The following is a 14869-nucleotide window of genomic DNA, read 5'->3' as shown; positions in this document are numbered from 1 at the left end:
CCCCAGAGCGACCAGAGAAACCGGAACAGATCATGACCGAGACCGCCGTTGCACAGCGCCCCCGCAAAATCCTGCGGATTGAGGGTAAGGACGCGGTTCCCTTCCTCCAGGGTCTGGTGACCAACGATGTCTTGCCATTGCAGAAAGGGCCGGGCCTCGTCTGGGCCGCGCTGCTGACGCCGCAGGGAAAATATATCGCCGATTTCTTTCTGGTTCGCCGCAAAGAAGACCCCGAAGGGCTGATCTTCCTCGATATCGACGCAGAGCTGGCACCGCAGGTGCAGCGGCTGCTGACGCTTTACAAACTGCGTGCGGTGGTGACGATCGGCGAAAGCGATCTGGCCCTGTCGCGGGGAACCGGCACCGCGCCGGAAGCTGCGCTGGCAGATCCGCGCCACGCGGCGCTTGGCTGGCGGCTTTACAGCGACGCCGCCCTGTCACAGGCGCCGACCACGCCGGAAGCTGAGGCCCCGGCCCCTGCTACCCCGGACCTGACAGACTGGAACGCGATCCGCCTTGCGCATCTCATTCCGGAATATCCCAATGAGCTGCGCCCGAATGAGACCTTCATTCTGGAACAGGCCTTTGAGCGGCTGCATGGCGTCGATTTCCGCAAGGGCTGCTATGTTGGCCAGGAGGTCACCGCGCGGATGAAACACAAGACCGAGCTGCGCAAGGGCCTCGTGCGGCTCCAGGTCGAGGGCGAGGCCGCCCCCGGCACACCGATCACGCTTCCTGACGGGCGCGAGGCCGGCCAGATTGGCACTTCGGCGGAAGGCAAGGCCCTGGCCTATATGCGGTTCGACCGGATGGCAGGCGAGCTGAGCGCCGGGTCTGCAAAGCTGCGCGCCGAAAGCTGAGCCGTAAGGCGTCAGGCTGAAAACCGGCGCTTCAGATGATTTTACGCGCGGATGGTCAGCCGGCCCCACCGCCGGTTTCGGCCTGTGATTGCAGAATCGACCAGTTTTCGCGCAGACCTCTGCCCGGAAATCGGGCGGAGACATTTTTTTCTGTCAACGGCAAGCCGATATTCCGCTGAAACCTGCGGGGTGATTGCGGCCTGCGCTTGAAAAATTTCTCCCAAAGCCCATATTTCGGCGGTGCCCCCCCTGCCTGACACCCAGATTATGTGGCCATTGTTCTTAGCTATGCGTATTTCGCATGACGGGCATTCCAAACAGGGCTGCCCGAATCGTAATCAAGGCGTTACAAGCGGCAGGCGGCCAGGCAAGATCAAAAAACGACCAAGGATGTGCGTGATGCTCGATTCAATCGATAGTACGGCTTTCAATTTCGAGCAGGGTCAGCGCGCTCGTAAGCTTTTTGCCGCTGTTGTTCTTGCGGCTCTGGATGATGCCATTGCCGATGACAAGAAATATGGCAATGGCCCGGAACAGATCGCCCGCTGGGCGCGGTCGCGTGACGGACGTGAAGTGCTGTCCTGTGCGGGTATCGACCCGAATGAACGCGTCGTCAAAGGGCTGATGGAATTCGTCGCCAAAGGGATCCGCACCTCGGTCGCGCTCAGCCGCGAAGAATCCGAACGCCGTGCGGCCCTCGAAGCGGATCAGGCCGAAGCGGCCTGATCAAGGCGTCTCTGCCCCGGAACAATCCCGTAAAGACAGACCTGAAACAAAAAGCGCCCTTGCGGGGCGCTTTTTGTTTTCAACCATCTGTGGTCGCTGCGGCGGATTGGTCCGCGCCCCTGAGCGGATTCAGAGCGTGTTATTCAAAATCCCGGGTCGACAGCGCGCGGTTGACTTCCAGCCGCACCAATTTGCGCACATTGCGGGTGATCCGCTCTCCAAGCGTGCCGGCGAGTTCCTTGCGGATGATGTCCGTGACGAGGTCGCGCAGCGTCTCTTCGTCAATCCAGGCTTCATCTGCGTCACTGTCGTCATCCTGCGTCAGGTCATCTGACGAGACCGCAACGACAGGGGGCCGGGCCTCTGCCGCAGCCGCAAATCGCGGGGCTGCTTCGGGCTGGGTAAGCTCTTCTCTGATCCGGGCCTCGGCGCGGTCTGCCCAGGCCCTGGCCAACGGCTCGTCCGAGGTTTCGCGGCGCGGCTGTGGCGCGGGCGACCGGGCCGCCGGCGCCTGTGATCCATCCCAGGCGTCGCTGCCCTGGCCCCAATCCACTTCGGGAATGGTGGCGACCCTGGCCGGGATCGGCTGCTCAAGCCTCAGCACGCCGTCTGCCGCGGTTGGTTCGGGATCATCCGTCAGCGCCGGACGGCTGTCGAGCACCACCCTCAACCCCGTGCCGCCCTCAGACAGGCCGGCATCATCATAGTCCTCACCGCCATAGGATCGCCCGAGCGGCGCCGCCTCGCCAAAGAAAACGAGGATCTCTTCATCGCCAACCACCGCCATCGGCGCCTCGCTGTCGTCAGCGTCAGGGTCGGGTATTGCCGCGACCTCCTGGCTGGCTGTCACCGGCTCCGAGGCTGCGACTGGCGCGGCTGAGAGGGCCTTCGCAACGACCGGTGTCACCTGGGCCTCGACAATACGCAACGAGGGGGTCAGCAAGAGCTTTTCAGCCGGGCCAGTACTTTCAGGCGCCTTCACTGCCGGTCGCAGATCTGCGGATACCAGACGACGAATCGAGGACAGAACATCCTCGATCTCATGCGATGTAAGTGGTTCCGACATGTTGCCCTGCCCGTCACTGACTTTTCTTGGCGATCAGTCTACTGCCAGTTTGGCCCGCAGACAAGGAAGGCCGCGAGATCGCAACCCGGAGCGGCGGATAAGCAAAAGGCCGGAACGCCTTGCGCATTCCGGCCCGCAGCAGTTCAGCTGAACGTCCCCTGACTGTTCCCGGCAGCCCTTCGGGCGCCGTGGCTCAGTTGCGGTGGCTCAGTTATTGCCGCGCTTCAGGATCCGGTCGAGCTTCTTGCCCTGAACCGAGGTGGTCGGCGCATTTCTCACCGCGTTGTAATAGGCCGCCGGGTCATAGGTCGGGATCCCGAGATTGAGATGTTCGACTGTCAGAAGCCCCATGCCCGCAAGGATCTGATAGACCGCGTAATACCGGTTCGCCTCGGATTCGAGCCGCGAGGCACGGGCGTTCAGCAGATCCTGCTCGGCATCCAGCACATCAAGCGTGGTCCGCGCGCCCAGAGCCGCCTCTTCGCGCACCCCGTCAAACGCCGCCTGAGCCGCCACGATCTGCTGGCGCGAGGCCTCGATCGAGGCATTATAGACCTCAAACATCGCCCAGAGCGTGCCGACATTCTGCTCGATGATCACCACCGTCTGGTGCAGGCCGGCGCGCGCGCCTTCCTTCTGGGCGACCGCCTTGCGATAGCGCGCCGAATACTCGCCGCCGGCATAGATTGTCTGGCTCAGATTGAGACCAACGCTGCCGCCGAGAGTATCGGAATCGCGCAGCAGCCCATCGGCTTCGGTGCGGCTGCCGGTGATCCCGGCCGAAAGGCCAAGCACCGGTTTCATCGCGGCTTCTGCCAGAGAGACGTTCAGATCCGACGCCTTGACCGTGTGCTGCGACTGGCGGATCGTCGGATGGGTGCTGACGGCGACGCGGCGCGCTTCCTCCATCGACTTGCCGATCGCGGGGCTTTTCGGCAGCGGCGCAAGCGTGCCCGGATAGGCGCCGGTCGCGGCCTTGTAAGTCTCGCGGGCGACTTTCAGATCGCCCTCGGCTGCCGCCAGATTGGCGCGCGAGGCCGCCAATGCGGCTTCGGCAATCGAGACATCGGTGCGGGTGATCTCGCCCACTTCGAACCGGTCCTGGGCTGCACGGAGTTCCTGGGTGATCAGCCGCAGATTCGACTGGCGCAGCGCCACGATCTCAAGCTGGAGCCGCACCTGCACATAGGCCCGGACCGCCGCCAGCAGCACATCCTGTTCAACGGAAACCAGCGCCTGGCGAGTCGCCATCACGTTTTCACGCGCGATTTCCAGCGCGATGGCGCGGCGGCCGAAATCCATCAGCGTCAGCGAGACGCTGAGTTCAAAGGTCGCGTTGAAATTCTTCGACCAGCTTGACGTGGGAATAACCGGTCCCGTGCCCAGAAAGCCGCTGGCGCCAAAGCCATCCGTATGGGAATAGCTTGACCCGGCGCGCACGGCATAGGCCACAACCGGACGCAGCGCAGACATGGCAATCGCGGCATCCTCATCGGCGGCGCGCAGCACCGCCTGGTTTTGCTGCATAAGGTTAGAATTGCGATAGGCCGCGATCAGCGCATCGGCCAGGGTCTCGGCCCTTGCCGGCAGCGCAACCACTGCTGCCGCCATGCTGATCGTCATCACCTTGAGCCAGTTGCGCATCTTGTTCTGTCCTGTCTGCTCGCAAGTCCCGGGCCAGGGCCCAGGGCACTATTCCGTTCAACCTGTCAGAGGGTGCCCGTCTGTCGGTGGCGGCCCGTCAAAGCGTGAAAGTCTTTTCTTTGGCAAATCCCGGCAGGACCGGTGCGGAGGCGTTGAAGGCATAGCGCCAGTCGATGCGGCCATCGGTCTTGAGCCCGTATTTCACGGTTCCAAGCGCGCCGGTCATCACCACGGCAACGATGCGGCCACCTTCTTTCAGCTGAGAGGCAATCGCCTCGGGCAGCTCTTCAATGCCGCCCCCGACCACGATCGCATCATAGGGTGCGTATTTCGCCGCGCCGCCGGTCAAGCTGCCCTTGACCACAACGGCATTATCGACGCCATCGGCGGCCAGAATGCGCCCGGCCTCCTCGGCCATGGCCTCGTCTTCCTCAAGCGCCACGACCGTCTGCGCCAGCCGTGCCAGCAGCGCCGTCGAATAGCCAAATCCCGCCCCGATATCGAGCACAAGATCCGAAGGCAGGATATCCAGCGTCTCGATCATTTTGGCGAAGGTGCGCGGATCGAGCAAAGCGCGACCGCTGCCGAGATCGAGATTGGCGCCGATATAGGCGGCATCCCGTTTCGACGGCGGCACATAATTCTCACGCGGAACATGCAGCATCGCATCAATAATGGGGAACCTGGTGACGTCGGAAGGCCGGATCTGGGTGTCCACCATCGTCATGCGGAGGGATGCGAAGTCGCTCATTCTGAACCCTGCGGTTTAGTTCTGTATCTGAATGCCTGCAACGCCACCCGAAAGCAACGCCGGCTCTGCAGTCTTTTGCCCTGGAAAGCGCAATTTTGCCAGTGTTTAAAAGCCTGTTGTGTAAACGCCGCAGGCGAAATTTTCCGTCGTGACAAGGAGGAGACAATGGCAGTCCCTGTGCCGCAGAGACCGCCTCTGCGCTGCGGCAACCGCGCCTGCGTCCTGAGCATTGCCGGGATCAGCCGAGAATCGCCTTCACATAGGCTTTGGTTTCGGCAAAGGGCGGCACGCCGCCATGCTTTTCAACCGCCGCCGGGCCGGCATTATAGGCGGCAAGCGCCAGCTTCCATGAGCCGAATTTCGCGTGCATCATCTTGAGATAGCGCGCGCCGCCCTCGAGATTTTGTTTCGGGTCGTCAATATCGACACCAAGCAGCTTTGCCGTTCCCGGCATCAGCTGCGCAAGGCCGGTGGCGCCCTTATGGCTGACCGCGCGGGCATTCCAGCCGCTTTCCTGCTGCACGAGCCGCAGGAACAGATCCTCCGGCACACCATGTTTGCGGGCCACGGTCTTCGCATGTTCGAGATGCTCGCCCTTGTAGCGGCCACTATAGCGCGGGACTGCCTCGGCCGAGGCGACCTCGCCATCCTTACCCGCCTTATGGTTCGGCGTGAGTTTGACCGAGCCCGAATATTGCTTCGCGAGCTTGCCATCCAGCAATGCGGTCTGCGATTCGAACACCGCATTGCGCGACTTGCTGGAGCCATGGAGTTTCAGCGGTTCCGCGGCGACAGTGCCGGTAAACCCACCCGTTGCGATCGCAAAAGAAACACTCAGCACCAGCGCTGTCCGGAACCGGAAACTCAGCCGAAGGGTCATCTGAAAGCCGTCCACAGTCACCAAATCCGGCGCGACTATAGCCGCGACGGGCCGATCCGGCCAGCGGGGAATCCCCGCCCCCGCTGGGCAAACCGGCAAATCCCCGCCGATCCGGGGCAGAACTGCTGCGATTCGCCCGGGATCCAGGCCAAAAATCAGGATCAGGGCCGCAAGCCCTGCCGGGGCAACCGCCGCCTTGGCCCTGCTTCCGGAGCCAGCGGCGCCATTGCGCGGTTGCGAGGCCGCGCGGCTGTCTTTAGATACGGGCGTCAACACAATAGTAACCCTGATCCCGCATCAGGTTCAGGGGTCACTCAGCCAGCAAAGCGGAGGCGCATATGGCCGGATCGGTCAACAAGGTCATCATCATCGGCAATCTCGGCCGCGACCCCGAGGTGCGCAGCTTCCCCAATGGCGGCAAGGTCTGCAACCTGCGGATCGCAACCTCCGAGACCTGGCGCGACCGCAACACGGGCGAGCGCAAGGAACGCACCGAATGGCATTCGGTCGCGATCTTCTCGGAACCGCTTGCAAAGATCGCCGAACAATATCTGCGCAAGGGCTCGACCGTCTATATCGAGGGCGCGCTGGAGACCCGCAAATGGCAGGATCAGTCCGGACAGGACCGCTATTCGACCGAGGTTGTGCTGCGGCCCTTCTCGGGCAATCTGACGCTGCTGGGCGGTCGCGGTGACAGCCAGGGCGGCGGCGCGGGTGGCGGCGGCGGCGCGCAGGGCGGCTATGGCGATGATTACGGCGGCCAGGGCGGCGGCTATGGCGGCGGTGGCGGTGGCTATGGCGGTGGCGCCCAGGGCGGCGGTGGCCAGGGTGGTGGTGGCCAGGGCGGCAGTTCCGGCGGTGGCCGGGGCGGCTATGGCGGCCCTTCGGGTGGCAATTCCGATATGGATGACGAAATCCCGTTCTGATCCGTGCGACTAAGACGCGAAGACACGGAACCGGACATACGGAACTCCGGAGCCACATAGCTCTTTCCTGGCGACGGAGCGCCACCGTCAGTTTCCCCGCCCTGAACAGGTGTTGAAAGCAGCGGCTGCTTCCTTGCGGTGGCGGCCGCATTTTTTTTCAGCACGGCCCGCAATGGTGCGAGGCCTGTTCCTTTAGGGACAATATCCGGGGTGCCGCACTGCGCGCGGTATATCTTTGAAGCGGGCACCCCATTAGCGCGAAGAAGGGTGCGCGCCTCGCCGCGCGGCCACCCGGAGAGGAAACGGCCCACCGGATCTGGACCTTGGGCACGCAATCCCTATATTGATGGCAGAAGTTTTCCGGACCGGGACCACGCAGATGGACATGACCACCTCGACCGCCGATCAGACCGCCGCCGAAGGCGCCCCACTGATTGCGCCTTCTTCTGTCGATCACCCGCTCTATGACGCTGTCGCCGATGCCTGTCGGACGGTCTTTGACCCCGAGATTCCGGTAAATATTTTCGATCTTGGCCTCGTCTATACCATCGCCATTGATGACGAGAATGCGGTGCGGATTGTGATGACGCTGACTGCGCCGGGCTGCCCTGTCGCGGGCGAGATGCCCGGCTGGGTGCAGGAGGCAGTTGAGGCCACGCCCGGCGTGCGCGAGGTGCAGGTCGAGATGACCTTTGATCCGCCCTGGGGCATGGAAATGATGTCTGATGAGGCGCGCCTTGAGCTGGGCTTCATGTAAACGGCCACCACCCTGACGCCTCTCCCCTGAAACACATCCGCCGCGCAGACCGCGATCCCGGCTGCGCGCGGCACCGGGCGCTGCACCCGCGCGGATCGCGATGCGACCAGCCGAAAGCAGGACCGGAGCGCATCACAGGGGCCTCCCATAAAGCAAGGACAGCGCAGCCCTCTTGAAGCAGAGCGCCTGCGGGATTACCTTTACCTCAGACAAAGGATTTCCATCATGTTCGGCATCCCCGGCAAAGCCGCCGTTTCCATTACCCCGCCCGCTGCGAAACAGATCGCCCGCCTGATGGCGCGCGATGGCAGCCAGGGCTTGCGGATCGGCGTGAAAAAGGGCGGCTGTGCCGGTATGGAATATACAATGGATTACGTCGCAGAGGTGAACCCGCTGGACGAGATCGTCGAACAGGACGGCGCGCGGGTGCTGATCGCGCCGATGGCGCAGATGTTCCTGATCGGCACCATCATCGATTACGAGACCAGCCTGCTGGAATCAAAATTCGTGTTCCGCAATCCGAACGTGTCCGAGGCCTGCGGCTGCGGCGAATCGATCCGCTTTAACGAACCGGCCACGGCCCCGTCCCGGATCTGACCTGCACGGATCAGGCCTGCCCTGATCTGCCTTGTCCGACGACCGCGCGCCAGCAGTGTTGACCGGCGGTCTGGCGCCTCATTCCGCAATGCCCCCATTGCATGACGCTCCTGAATTTGCGACCAGATGGGAGCGGTAACAGGGAGAGATCGAATGCGCAGACTGGCGGCGGGCAACTGGAAAATGAACGGCGTTTCGGCCTCGCTTGACGAGATCCGGGCCTTGCTGGCGCTCCATTCCGATCCGGCCTGCGAGATGCTGATCTGTCCGCCCGCAACCCTGCTCACCCCCCTGGCGGTGCTGGCGTCGGATACGGCGCTTTCGGTCGGCGGCCAGGATTGCCACCAGAACGCCTCGGGCGCGCATACCGGCGATATCTCTGCCGCGATGCTGAAAGATGCCGGAGCCACCTATGTGATCCTCGGCCATTCCGAACGCCGTGCTGATCATGGGGAAACCGATCAGCTGGTGGCGCAAAAAGCACTTGCGGCACGCGAGGCAGGCCTCGTTGCGGTGATCTGCCTCGGCGAGACAGAAGGCGAGCGCGATGCCGGGCGGACCCTCGATGTGATCGGCGCGCAGCTGGCAGGTTCGGTGCCGGATGGTGCAACAGGCGCCAATACGGTGATCGCCTATGAGCCGGTCTGGGCCATCGGCACCGGTCGCGTGCCTACACTTGAGCAGATTGCGGAAGTGCATGATTTCATTTCCAGATCCCTGAATGCGCGCTTTGGCACTGCGGCGGGCGCGATCCGGCTTCTCTATGGTGGATCGGTCAAACCCTCGAACGCCGCCGAAATCTTTGCGGTGCCGCATGTTCATGGTGCCCTGGTCGGTGGCGCGAGCCTGAAAGCGTCAGATTTTGGCGCGATCGTTGCCGCGCTTTCGGCTGCCTGAGCTTAGCGCCTTTGACAACTTGCGGATGCCTCCGGCGGGCGTATTTCTGTCACGAGGAAATCAAAGCCTCTTCCTCCTGAGTTAAATACACATCTTCAGCCCGGCTGGCCAGAACGCGCCAGAACCGGTCGCACCTGGAACAGTGGCCAGAGCTGCCGCGTGACAGCCTTCATCCTATGACAAGTCTCGCGCGCCCTGCCCCGCCTTCCGATCCGATCCCCGGCCAGCATCTGCCGGGGAACCGGCTTCTGTCCGGGCATCTGATCTGCATGATCTCTATGGTGGTCTGGGCGGCCGGGTTGCCGGCGGCAGAGTTTCTAATTCCGATCATGCCCTCGGACCAGCTGGGAGCCGTAAGGATCGGCCTCGCGGCGCTGGTCCTGTTGCCGGTCTGGGTGCTGGCAGATGGGCCGCGCGCGATTTTGCGGGCGGACTGGCTGCGCGGGATCGCGGTCGGGGCGCTGATCGGGATCGCGGCCTGGTGTCTGATCATGGGCCAGGCGGCGGGCGGGCCGGTGACGGCGGCGGTGATTACCGCAGCGATGCCGGTGGTGGCCATCGCGCTGGAGGTGCTGTTCGACGGACGACGGCTGAGCCTGCAACTCATTGCCGGAATTACGCTTTCCATGGCCGGCGGCCTGCTTGCCCTGGATTTCAGCGCCGGAGGCAGCAATGTGGCGCTTGGCGCGCTGTTTTGCTGCGGCTCGGTGCTGCTCTACACGCTTGGCTCACGGCTGACGGTGACCAGCTTTCCAACCCTTTCCCTGATCGGGCGCACCGCGCTGACCATGGCGGGGGCAGCGATTTCCATGCTGGTCATCGCCGGGGCCAATCTCGCCATGGGCGCGCCATTGGCCGATCACAGCCTTTGGGGAATGCGCGAGGTGATCTCGCTCGGCCTTTTCGCCATAGGCGGGCTCGCCCTGTGTCAGCTTTTATGGATCATCTCGATCAACAGGATCGGCATCGGCATGTCATCGCTGCATACCAATGCCTCTCCGTTTTACGTCATGCTGATCATGTTCCTCTGGCTTTCAGCGCCCTGGAACTGGCTCCAGGCCGGGGCGGCGGGGCTTGTCGCGCTTGGGGTGCTGGTGGCGCAGGGCGTCATCCCCCTGCCGCGCTTCCGTTAAACCGGCAGGACTGTGGTCGACTTGATTTCTTCCATGCTTAAAAGCGCGGTGACATTGTAAATCTTCACCTCGGAAATCAGCGCCTGATAGAATTCATCATAGGCACGGGCGTTTTTCACCCGCACCTTGAGGATGTAATCGATATCCCCCGCCAGCCGATGCGCCTCAAGCACTTCGGGGCGTTCGCGCAGCGCGTGGAGGAATTTGCGCTGCCAGTCCGCCTCATGTTCCGAGGTGCGGATCAGCACGAAAAAACAGGCCTCAAGCCCGAGGGCCTCGGCATCGAGGATCACCGTCTGGCGCGAGATCACGCCCTGTTCTTTCATGCGCCGGATCCGGTTCCAGACCGGTGTTTTCGACGAGCCCACCTTGCGGGCAATCTCGTCCAGCGACTGCTCTGCATCCTGTTGCAGTTCGGACAGGATTTTCCGGTCCAGATCGTCCAGCGCGGCTGCCATTCCTGATTTCCCCTCTGACGCAGAACTGCGTTCCCAGAGGCCAGAGTATCGGAACATTCTTCCTTATCTGCAAGGGGATCTGGCCGATTCAGAGGAAAAAGTCCTATATTGCTGCCAGTGCAAACCGGCCCCGCCGCCAAACCTGCCCGAAAGCCAGGATCCAAGCCATGTTGACAGCCAGCGCCCCCCTTAAGGATCTGCCGCCCGTGACCTTCGCGGGGGCTGGCCCGGGCGCGGCCGATCACCTTACGCTCGGCGTGCTGCGCGCGCTTGAGGCGGCTGAGGTGGTGATCCATGACCGTCTCGTCGGCGAAGAGGTGATGGCGCTGATCCCGGCCCATGTCCGCCGCATAGACGTTGGCAAAGAGGGCTTTGGCCCTTCGGTCGCGCAATCGACGATCAACCGGGTTCTGGTTGAAACCGCTCAGACCGGCGCGCGCATCGTCCGTCTCAAAGGCGGCGATCCGGGAATTTTCGCCCGTCTCGACGAAGAGATCGAGGCGCTGGAGGCTGCTGGCCTCAGCTTTCGCATCCTGCCCGGCCTTTCGACCGCGCCGGTTGCGGCGGCGGCCATCGGCCAGGCCCTGACAAAGCGGGGCCGCAATGCCAGCCTGCGCATTCTGACCGGCCATGACATGGACGGTTTTGCCGAACAGGACTGGCGCGGTCTCGCCCGTGCCTCTGAGGTTGCGGCGATCTATATGGGCAAGAAATCGGCCCGTTTCATCCAGGGCCGGCTGCTGATGCATGGCGCAGGGTCGGAAACGCCGGTCACCCTGGTCGAGAACGCCTCGCGCGCCGATCAGCGGGTCCATGCCGGGACGCTCGCAACGCTGCCCGCGCTTGCGCTTTGTTGCTCCGGCCCCGCCGTTATCCTTTTCGGCCTCGCGCCCCGCGCGGCCATTCCCGCCATGACCAGTCACGAGGAGGCCCGCGCATGAGCCGCCGCTTTACCCCGAAAGTCGTCACCGCCAATCGCCTGCGCGAAGGGGATGTCGTCTATCTTACCGCCGATGACCGCTGGACGCTGGTCCATGCCGAGGCCGAGCTGATCGAAGACGAGGCCCATGCCCAGTTGCGCCTTCTCCATGCCAATGCGCAGGGGCGGCTGATCGTCGGCGCCTATCTTGCAGATGCGAAACCGGGCCCGAACGGCCCCGAACCCACCCATTTCCGTGAGGCCTTCCGCACGCGCGGCCCCTCGAACTATCACCACGGGAAACAGGCAGACCTCGACCATGTATGATTATACCGACTTCGATGAGCGTTTCGTCCGCGAGCGCGTGGCGCAGTTCTCGCAGCAGGTCGAACGCCGTCTCGATGGCAGCCTGACCGAGGAAGAGTTCCGGCCCTTGCGGCTGATGAACGGGCTCTATCTGCAACTCCATGCCTATATGCTGCGGGTCGCCATTCCCTATGGCACGCTGAACGCGCGCAAGATGCGCCAGCTGGCGAAGATCGGTGCGACCTGGGATAAGGGTTACGGCCATTGGACCACGCGGCAGAATATCCAGTTCAACTGGCCGAAACTGCCGGATATTCCTGCGATCCTGACCGCGCTGGCCGATGTCGGCATGCATGCGATCCAGACGAGCGGAAACACCGTCCGCAACGTGACCGCCGACCATTTCGCGGGTGCGGCGGCTGATGAGATCGCCGATCCCCGCGCCTATGCCGAACTGTTGCGCCAGTGGTCGACCGATCACCCGGAATTCCAGTTCCTGCCCCGGAAGTTCAAGATCGCCATCACCGGCGCGACGCATGACCGCGCGGTGATCCGGGCACATGACATCGGTCTGCAACTGGTGAAGAACGATCAGGGCGAGATCGGTTTCCGCGTGCTTGTGGGCGGCGGCCTTGGCCGCACGCCGCTGATCGGCATGGTGGTGCGCGAATTCCTGCCCGAGGCCGATTTGCTGCCTTATGTCGAAGCGGTTCTCAGCGTCTATAACGTGCTGGGCCGGCGCGACAATAAATACAAGGCGCGTATCAAGATCACGCTGCATGAAACCGGCAAGGAAGAGATCACCCGGCTGGTGGAAGAGCGGTTTGAAGAGCTGCGCCCGCTCTTTGGCGGGGCCGACCAGGCGCTGCTGGAAGATATCCAGGCGGCCTTCGCGCCGCCCGCGTTCCGCAACGCGCCTGTGACCGCCTATGATGATTTCTACAAGGCAGATCCGGTGTTCCGGGCCTGGGCCGATACCAACCTCGCCGCCCATAAGAACGATCAATATGCGATCGTGACGATCTCGGTGAAGGAACAGGGCAAGACGCCGGGTGACCAGACCTCGGACCAGATGGAGCTGATTGCGGATCTGGCCGAGAAATTCGGCCATGACGATATCCGCATCAGCCATGAGCAGAATGTGATCCTGCCGCATGTCCATAAGGGCGATCTGCCGGCACTTCATGCAGCGCTCGTCCAGGGCGGCATTGCCACCGCCAATGTCGGGCTGATCTCGGATATCATCGCCTGCCCCGGTATGGATTACTGCGCGCTGGCAACCGCGCGCTCGATCCCGGTGGCGCAGGAAATTGCCATGCGGTTCAAGGAACTCGACCTCGAACATGAGATCGGGCCGCTGAAGATCAAGATCTCGGGCTGCATCAATGCCTGCGGTCACCACCATGTCGGTCATATCGGCATTCTCGGGCTCGATCGGGCGGGGGTCGAGAATTACCAGATCACCCTCGGCGGGTCTGGCGCCGAAGATGCCGCGATCGGCGACAAGACCGGCCCGGGCTTTGCCTATGACCAGGTGGTGCCGGCGGTGGAACGGATCGTGCGCGCCTATCTGAGCGAGCGTGAAGGGCCACAGGAGAGCTTCCTCGACGCCTTCCGTCGCCTCGGGATGGAGCCCTTCAAGGCCGCCCTTTATGAGAGCGGAGACGCGAAGGATGCCGCGTGACCTGAGCGCCTATCCGGTTGCCGACCGGGTGGCCGCGCTGAACGCGCGCTACAAACACCATTCGGCCCATGATGTGCTGGAACATGCTTTGCAGGATGATGACCTGGGCCGGGTGGCCTTGGTCTCATCTTTCGGAGCAGAATCGGTCGTGCTCTTGCATCTGGTATCGCTGCTGGCACCGGAAACCCCGGTGCTGTTCGTCGACACGCGGATGCTCTTCAAGGAAACGCTGGATTATCAGCGCGAACTGGCCGAGCGTCTTGATCTTTGTGACATCCGCACCATCCGTGCCAATCCGCGCCGGCTTCACTTCGAAGACCCGGATAATACCCTGCATCTCTACAGCACGGATGCCTGCTGCAATGTGCGCAAGGTCGAGCCGCTGGAACGCGCGCTGAAACCCTTTGACGGCTGGATCACCGGGCGCAAACGCTTTCAGAACTCGGATCGCGGCACGCTGGATTTCTTCGAGAATGAGGGCGATTTCCGCATCAAGGTCAATCCCCTGGCGCATTGGGGGCGCGAGGATCTGGAAGACTATATCACCAATAACAACCTGCCGCGCCATCCCCTGGTCGCGAAAGGCTATCCGTCCATCGGTTGCGCGCCCTGCACCAGCCCGGTGAAGCCCGGCGAAGACCCGCGCGCCGGGCGCTGGCGGGGCCAGCAGAAAACCGAATGCGGCATCCATTTCGCGGGCGGCAAGCCCGTGCGCAATACCAGCGAGAGCGCCGCATGAGCGGCGCCGATTTCTGCACAGAAATCGGTCCGGTTCCTGTACAGGAACCGGGCTCCCTGCCCGACCGTCAGCAAAAAGAGGACTGAGACATGAGCATTATTGTCACCGATGCCGGTTTCACCCCGGCCCCCGCCCGCGAGATCCCGGCTTTGGCCGAGCTGACCGCGACCGACCTTGCCGTCGATCTGTCGAATACCGACAGTCCCGAGGCACTGATCCCGCATCTTGACCGGCTCACCCTGATCCGGGTCGCCTTCCCGGCCTTTTCGGATGGCCGCGCCTTTACCATCGCGCGCAGGCTCCGGATGCTCGGCTATAAAGGGCAGTTGCTTGCACTCGGGCCCGTTATCTCCGATCAATATGCCATGTGTCGCCGGGTCGGCTTTGACGGGGTCGAGATCCCGGACGAGCTCGCTCAACGCCAGCCGGAAGAGCAATGGAAATTCCGCGCCAACTGGACGGCGCATGATTACCAGGGCCGCCTGCGCGCCTGATCCATTGGCCACGCGAAGATATGCCACAGCGA

17 protein-coding genes are annotated in these 14869 nt (G+C 62.9%); 12 read left to right on the top strand and 5 right to left on the bottom strand.

Features of this window, described 5'->3' with window-relative positions; genetic code table 11:
* Nucleotides 1–32: 32 nt before the first annotated feature.
* Both ygfZ and AC4FS3_RS13865 read left to right on the top strand, forming a co-directional pair.
* Nucleotides 33–860, top strand: a complete 828-nt coding sequence (gene ygfZ / locus AC4FS3_RS13870; protein WP_491021053.1) for a CAF17-like 4Fe-4S cluster assembly/insertion protein YgfZ — start codon at nt 33–35, stop codon at nt 858–860.
* Between the two features lie 399 nt (nt 861–1259).
* Nucleotides 1260–1586 (top strand): DUF6280 family protein, encoded by a 327-nt coding sequence (locus AC4FS3_RS13865; RefSeq protein ID WP_112310018.1) that lies wholly within the window; start codon nt 1260–1262, stop codon nt 1584–1586.
* A gap of 139 nt (nt 1587–1725) precedes the next feature.
* Here the strand turns inward: AC4FS3_RS13865 and AC4FS3_RS13860 are convergent, their stop codons facing one another.
* The 4 genes from AC4FS3_RS13860 to AC4FS3_RS13845 all read right to left on the bottom strand — a co-directional run bounded on the left by AC4FS3_RS13860 (nt 1726) and on the right by AC4FS3_RS13845 (nt 5927).
* A complete protein-coding gene (locus tag AC4FS3_RS13860) occupies nt 1726–2652 on the bottom strand; it encodes a hypothetical protein (RefSeq protein ID WP_491021052.1) in 927 nt (308 codons plus the stop codon).
* Nucleotides 2653–2859: 207 nt separating this feature from the next.
* Nucleotides 2860–4296: a TolC family outer membrane protein gene (locus tag AC4FS3_RS13855; protein WP_491021051.1), complete on the bottom strand. Its 1437-nt coding sequence runs from the start codon at nt 4294–4296 to the stop codon at nt 2860–2862.
* A gap of 97 nt (nt 4297–4393) precedes the next feature.
* Nucleotides 4394–5047, bottom strand: a complete 654-nt coding sequence (locus AC4FS3_RS13850) for a protein-L-isoaspartate O-methyltransferase family protein (RefSeq protein WP_283177822.1) — start codon at nt 5045–5047, stop codon at nt 4394–4396.
* Nucleotides 5048–5285: 238 nt separating this feature from the next.
* Nucleotides 5286–5927, bottom strand: coding sequence for a lytic transglycosylase domain-containing protein (locus tag AC4FS3_RS13845; protein ID WP_283177821.1), 642 nt, complete (start codon nt 5925–5927; stop codon nt 5286–5288).
* A 338-nt stretch (nt 5928–6265) separates the two neighbouring features.
* Here AC4FS3_RS13845 and ssb point away from each other — a divergent pair, with 338 nt between their 5' ends.
* From ssb to AC4FS3_RS13820, 5 genes are all read left to right on the top strand, one after another.
* Nucleotides 6266–6853, top strand: a complete 588-nt coding sequence (gene ssb, locus AC4FS3_RS13840) for a single-stranded DNA-binding protein (RefSeq protein ID WP_283177820.1) — start codon at nt 6266–6268, stop codon at nt 6851–6853.
* 385 nt (nt 6854–7238) lie between these two features.
* Entirely contained in the window at nt 7239–7610 is a 372-nt protein-coding gene (locus tag AC4FS3_RS13835) for an SUF system Fe-S cluster assembly protein (protein WP_198836416.1), read from the top strand.
* Between the two features lie 225 nt (nt 7611–7835).
* Nucleotides 7836–8207, top strand: coding sequence for a HesB/IscA family protein (locus AC4FS3_RS13830; RefSeq protein WP_491021050.1), 372 nt, complete (start codon nt 7836–7838; stop codon nt 8205–8207).
* A gap of 153 nt (nt 8208–8360) precedes the next feature.
* Nucleotides 8361–9104 (top strand): triose-phosphate isomerase, encoded by a 744-nt coding sequence (gene tpiA, locus AC4FS3_RS13825; protein WP_491021049.1) that lies wholly within the window; start codon nt 8361–8363, stop codon nt 9102–9104.
* A gap of 176 nt (nt 9105–9280) precedes the next feature.
* Nucleotides 9281–10237, top strand: a complete 957-nt coding sequence (locus AC4FS3_RS13820; RefSeq protein ID WP_491021048.1) for a DMT family transporter — start codon at nt 9281–9283, stop codon at nt 10235–10237.
* Here AC4FS3_RS13820 and AC4FS3_RS13815 read toward each other — a convergent pair.
* Nucleotides 10234–10695, bottom strand: a complete 462-nt coding sequence (locus tag AC4FS3_RS13815) for an Lrp/AsnC family transcriptional regulator (RefSeq protein ID WP_092897358.1) — start codon at nt 10693–10695, stop codon at nt 10234–10236. The two genes, AC4FS3_RS13820 and AC4FS3_RS13815, sit on opposite strands and share 4 nt — an antisense overlap.
* A 167-nt stretch (nt 10696–10862) precedes the next feature.
* Here AC4FS3_RS13815 and cobA point away from each other — a divergent pair, with 167 nt between their 5' ends.
* The 5 genes from cobA to AC4FS3_RS13790 all read left to right on the top strand — a co-directional run bounded on the left by cobA (nt 10863) and on the right by AC4FS3_RS13790 (nt 14837).
* A complete protein-coding gene (gene cobA, locus AC4FS3_RS13810; RefSeq protein WP_491021047.1) occupies nt 10863–11636 on the top strand; it encodes a uroporphyrinogen-III C-methyltransferase in 774 nt (257 codons plus the stop codon).
* On the top strand, nt 11633–11941 hold the full coding sequence (locus tag AC4FS3_RS13805) for a DUF2849 domain-containing protein (RefSeq protein WP_198836328.1): 309 nt from the start codon (nt 11633–11635) through the stop codon (nt 11939–11941). Before cobA ends, AC4FS3_RS13805 begins: the two co-directional genes overlap by 4 nt.
* A complete protein-coding gene (locus tag AC4FS3_RS13800) occupies nt 11934–13604 on the top strand; it encodes a nitrite/sulfite reductase (protein WP_491021046.1) in 1671 nt (556 codons plus the stop codon). Before AC4FS3_RS13805 ends, AC4FS3_RS13800 begins: the two co-directional genes overlap by 8 nt.
* Nucleotides 13594–14343, top strand: a complete 750-nt coding sequence (locus AC4FS3_RS13795; protein WP_491021045.1) for a phosphoadenylyl-sulfate reductase — start codon at nt 13594–13596, stop codon at nt 14341–14343. Before AC4FS3_RS13800 ends, AC4FS3_RS13795 begins: the two co-directional genes overlap by 11 nt.
* An 89-nt stretch (nt 14344–14432) precedes the next feature.
* Nucleotides 14433–14837, top strand: coding sequence for a DUF934 domain-containing protein (locus AC4FS3_RS13790; protein WP_491021044.1), 405 nt, complete (start codon nt 14433–14435; stop codon nt 14835–14837).
* Nucleotides 14838–14869: the final 32 nt, after the last annotated feature.

The organism is Pseudogemmobacter sp. TB195, assembly GCF_058313095.1.
The sequence above is the reverse complement of the archived record's forward strand: the minus strand, read 5'-3'. Positions and strand labels throughout refer to the sequence as shown.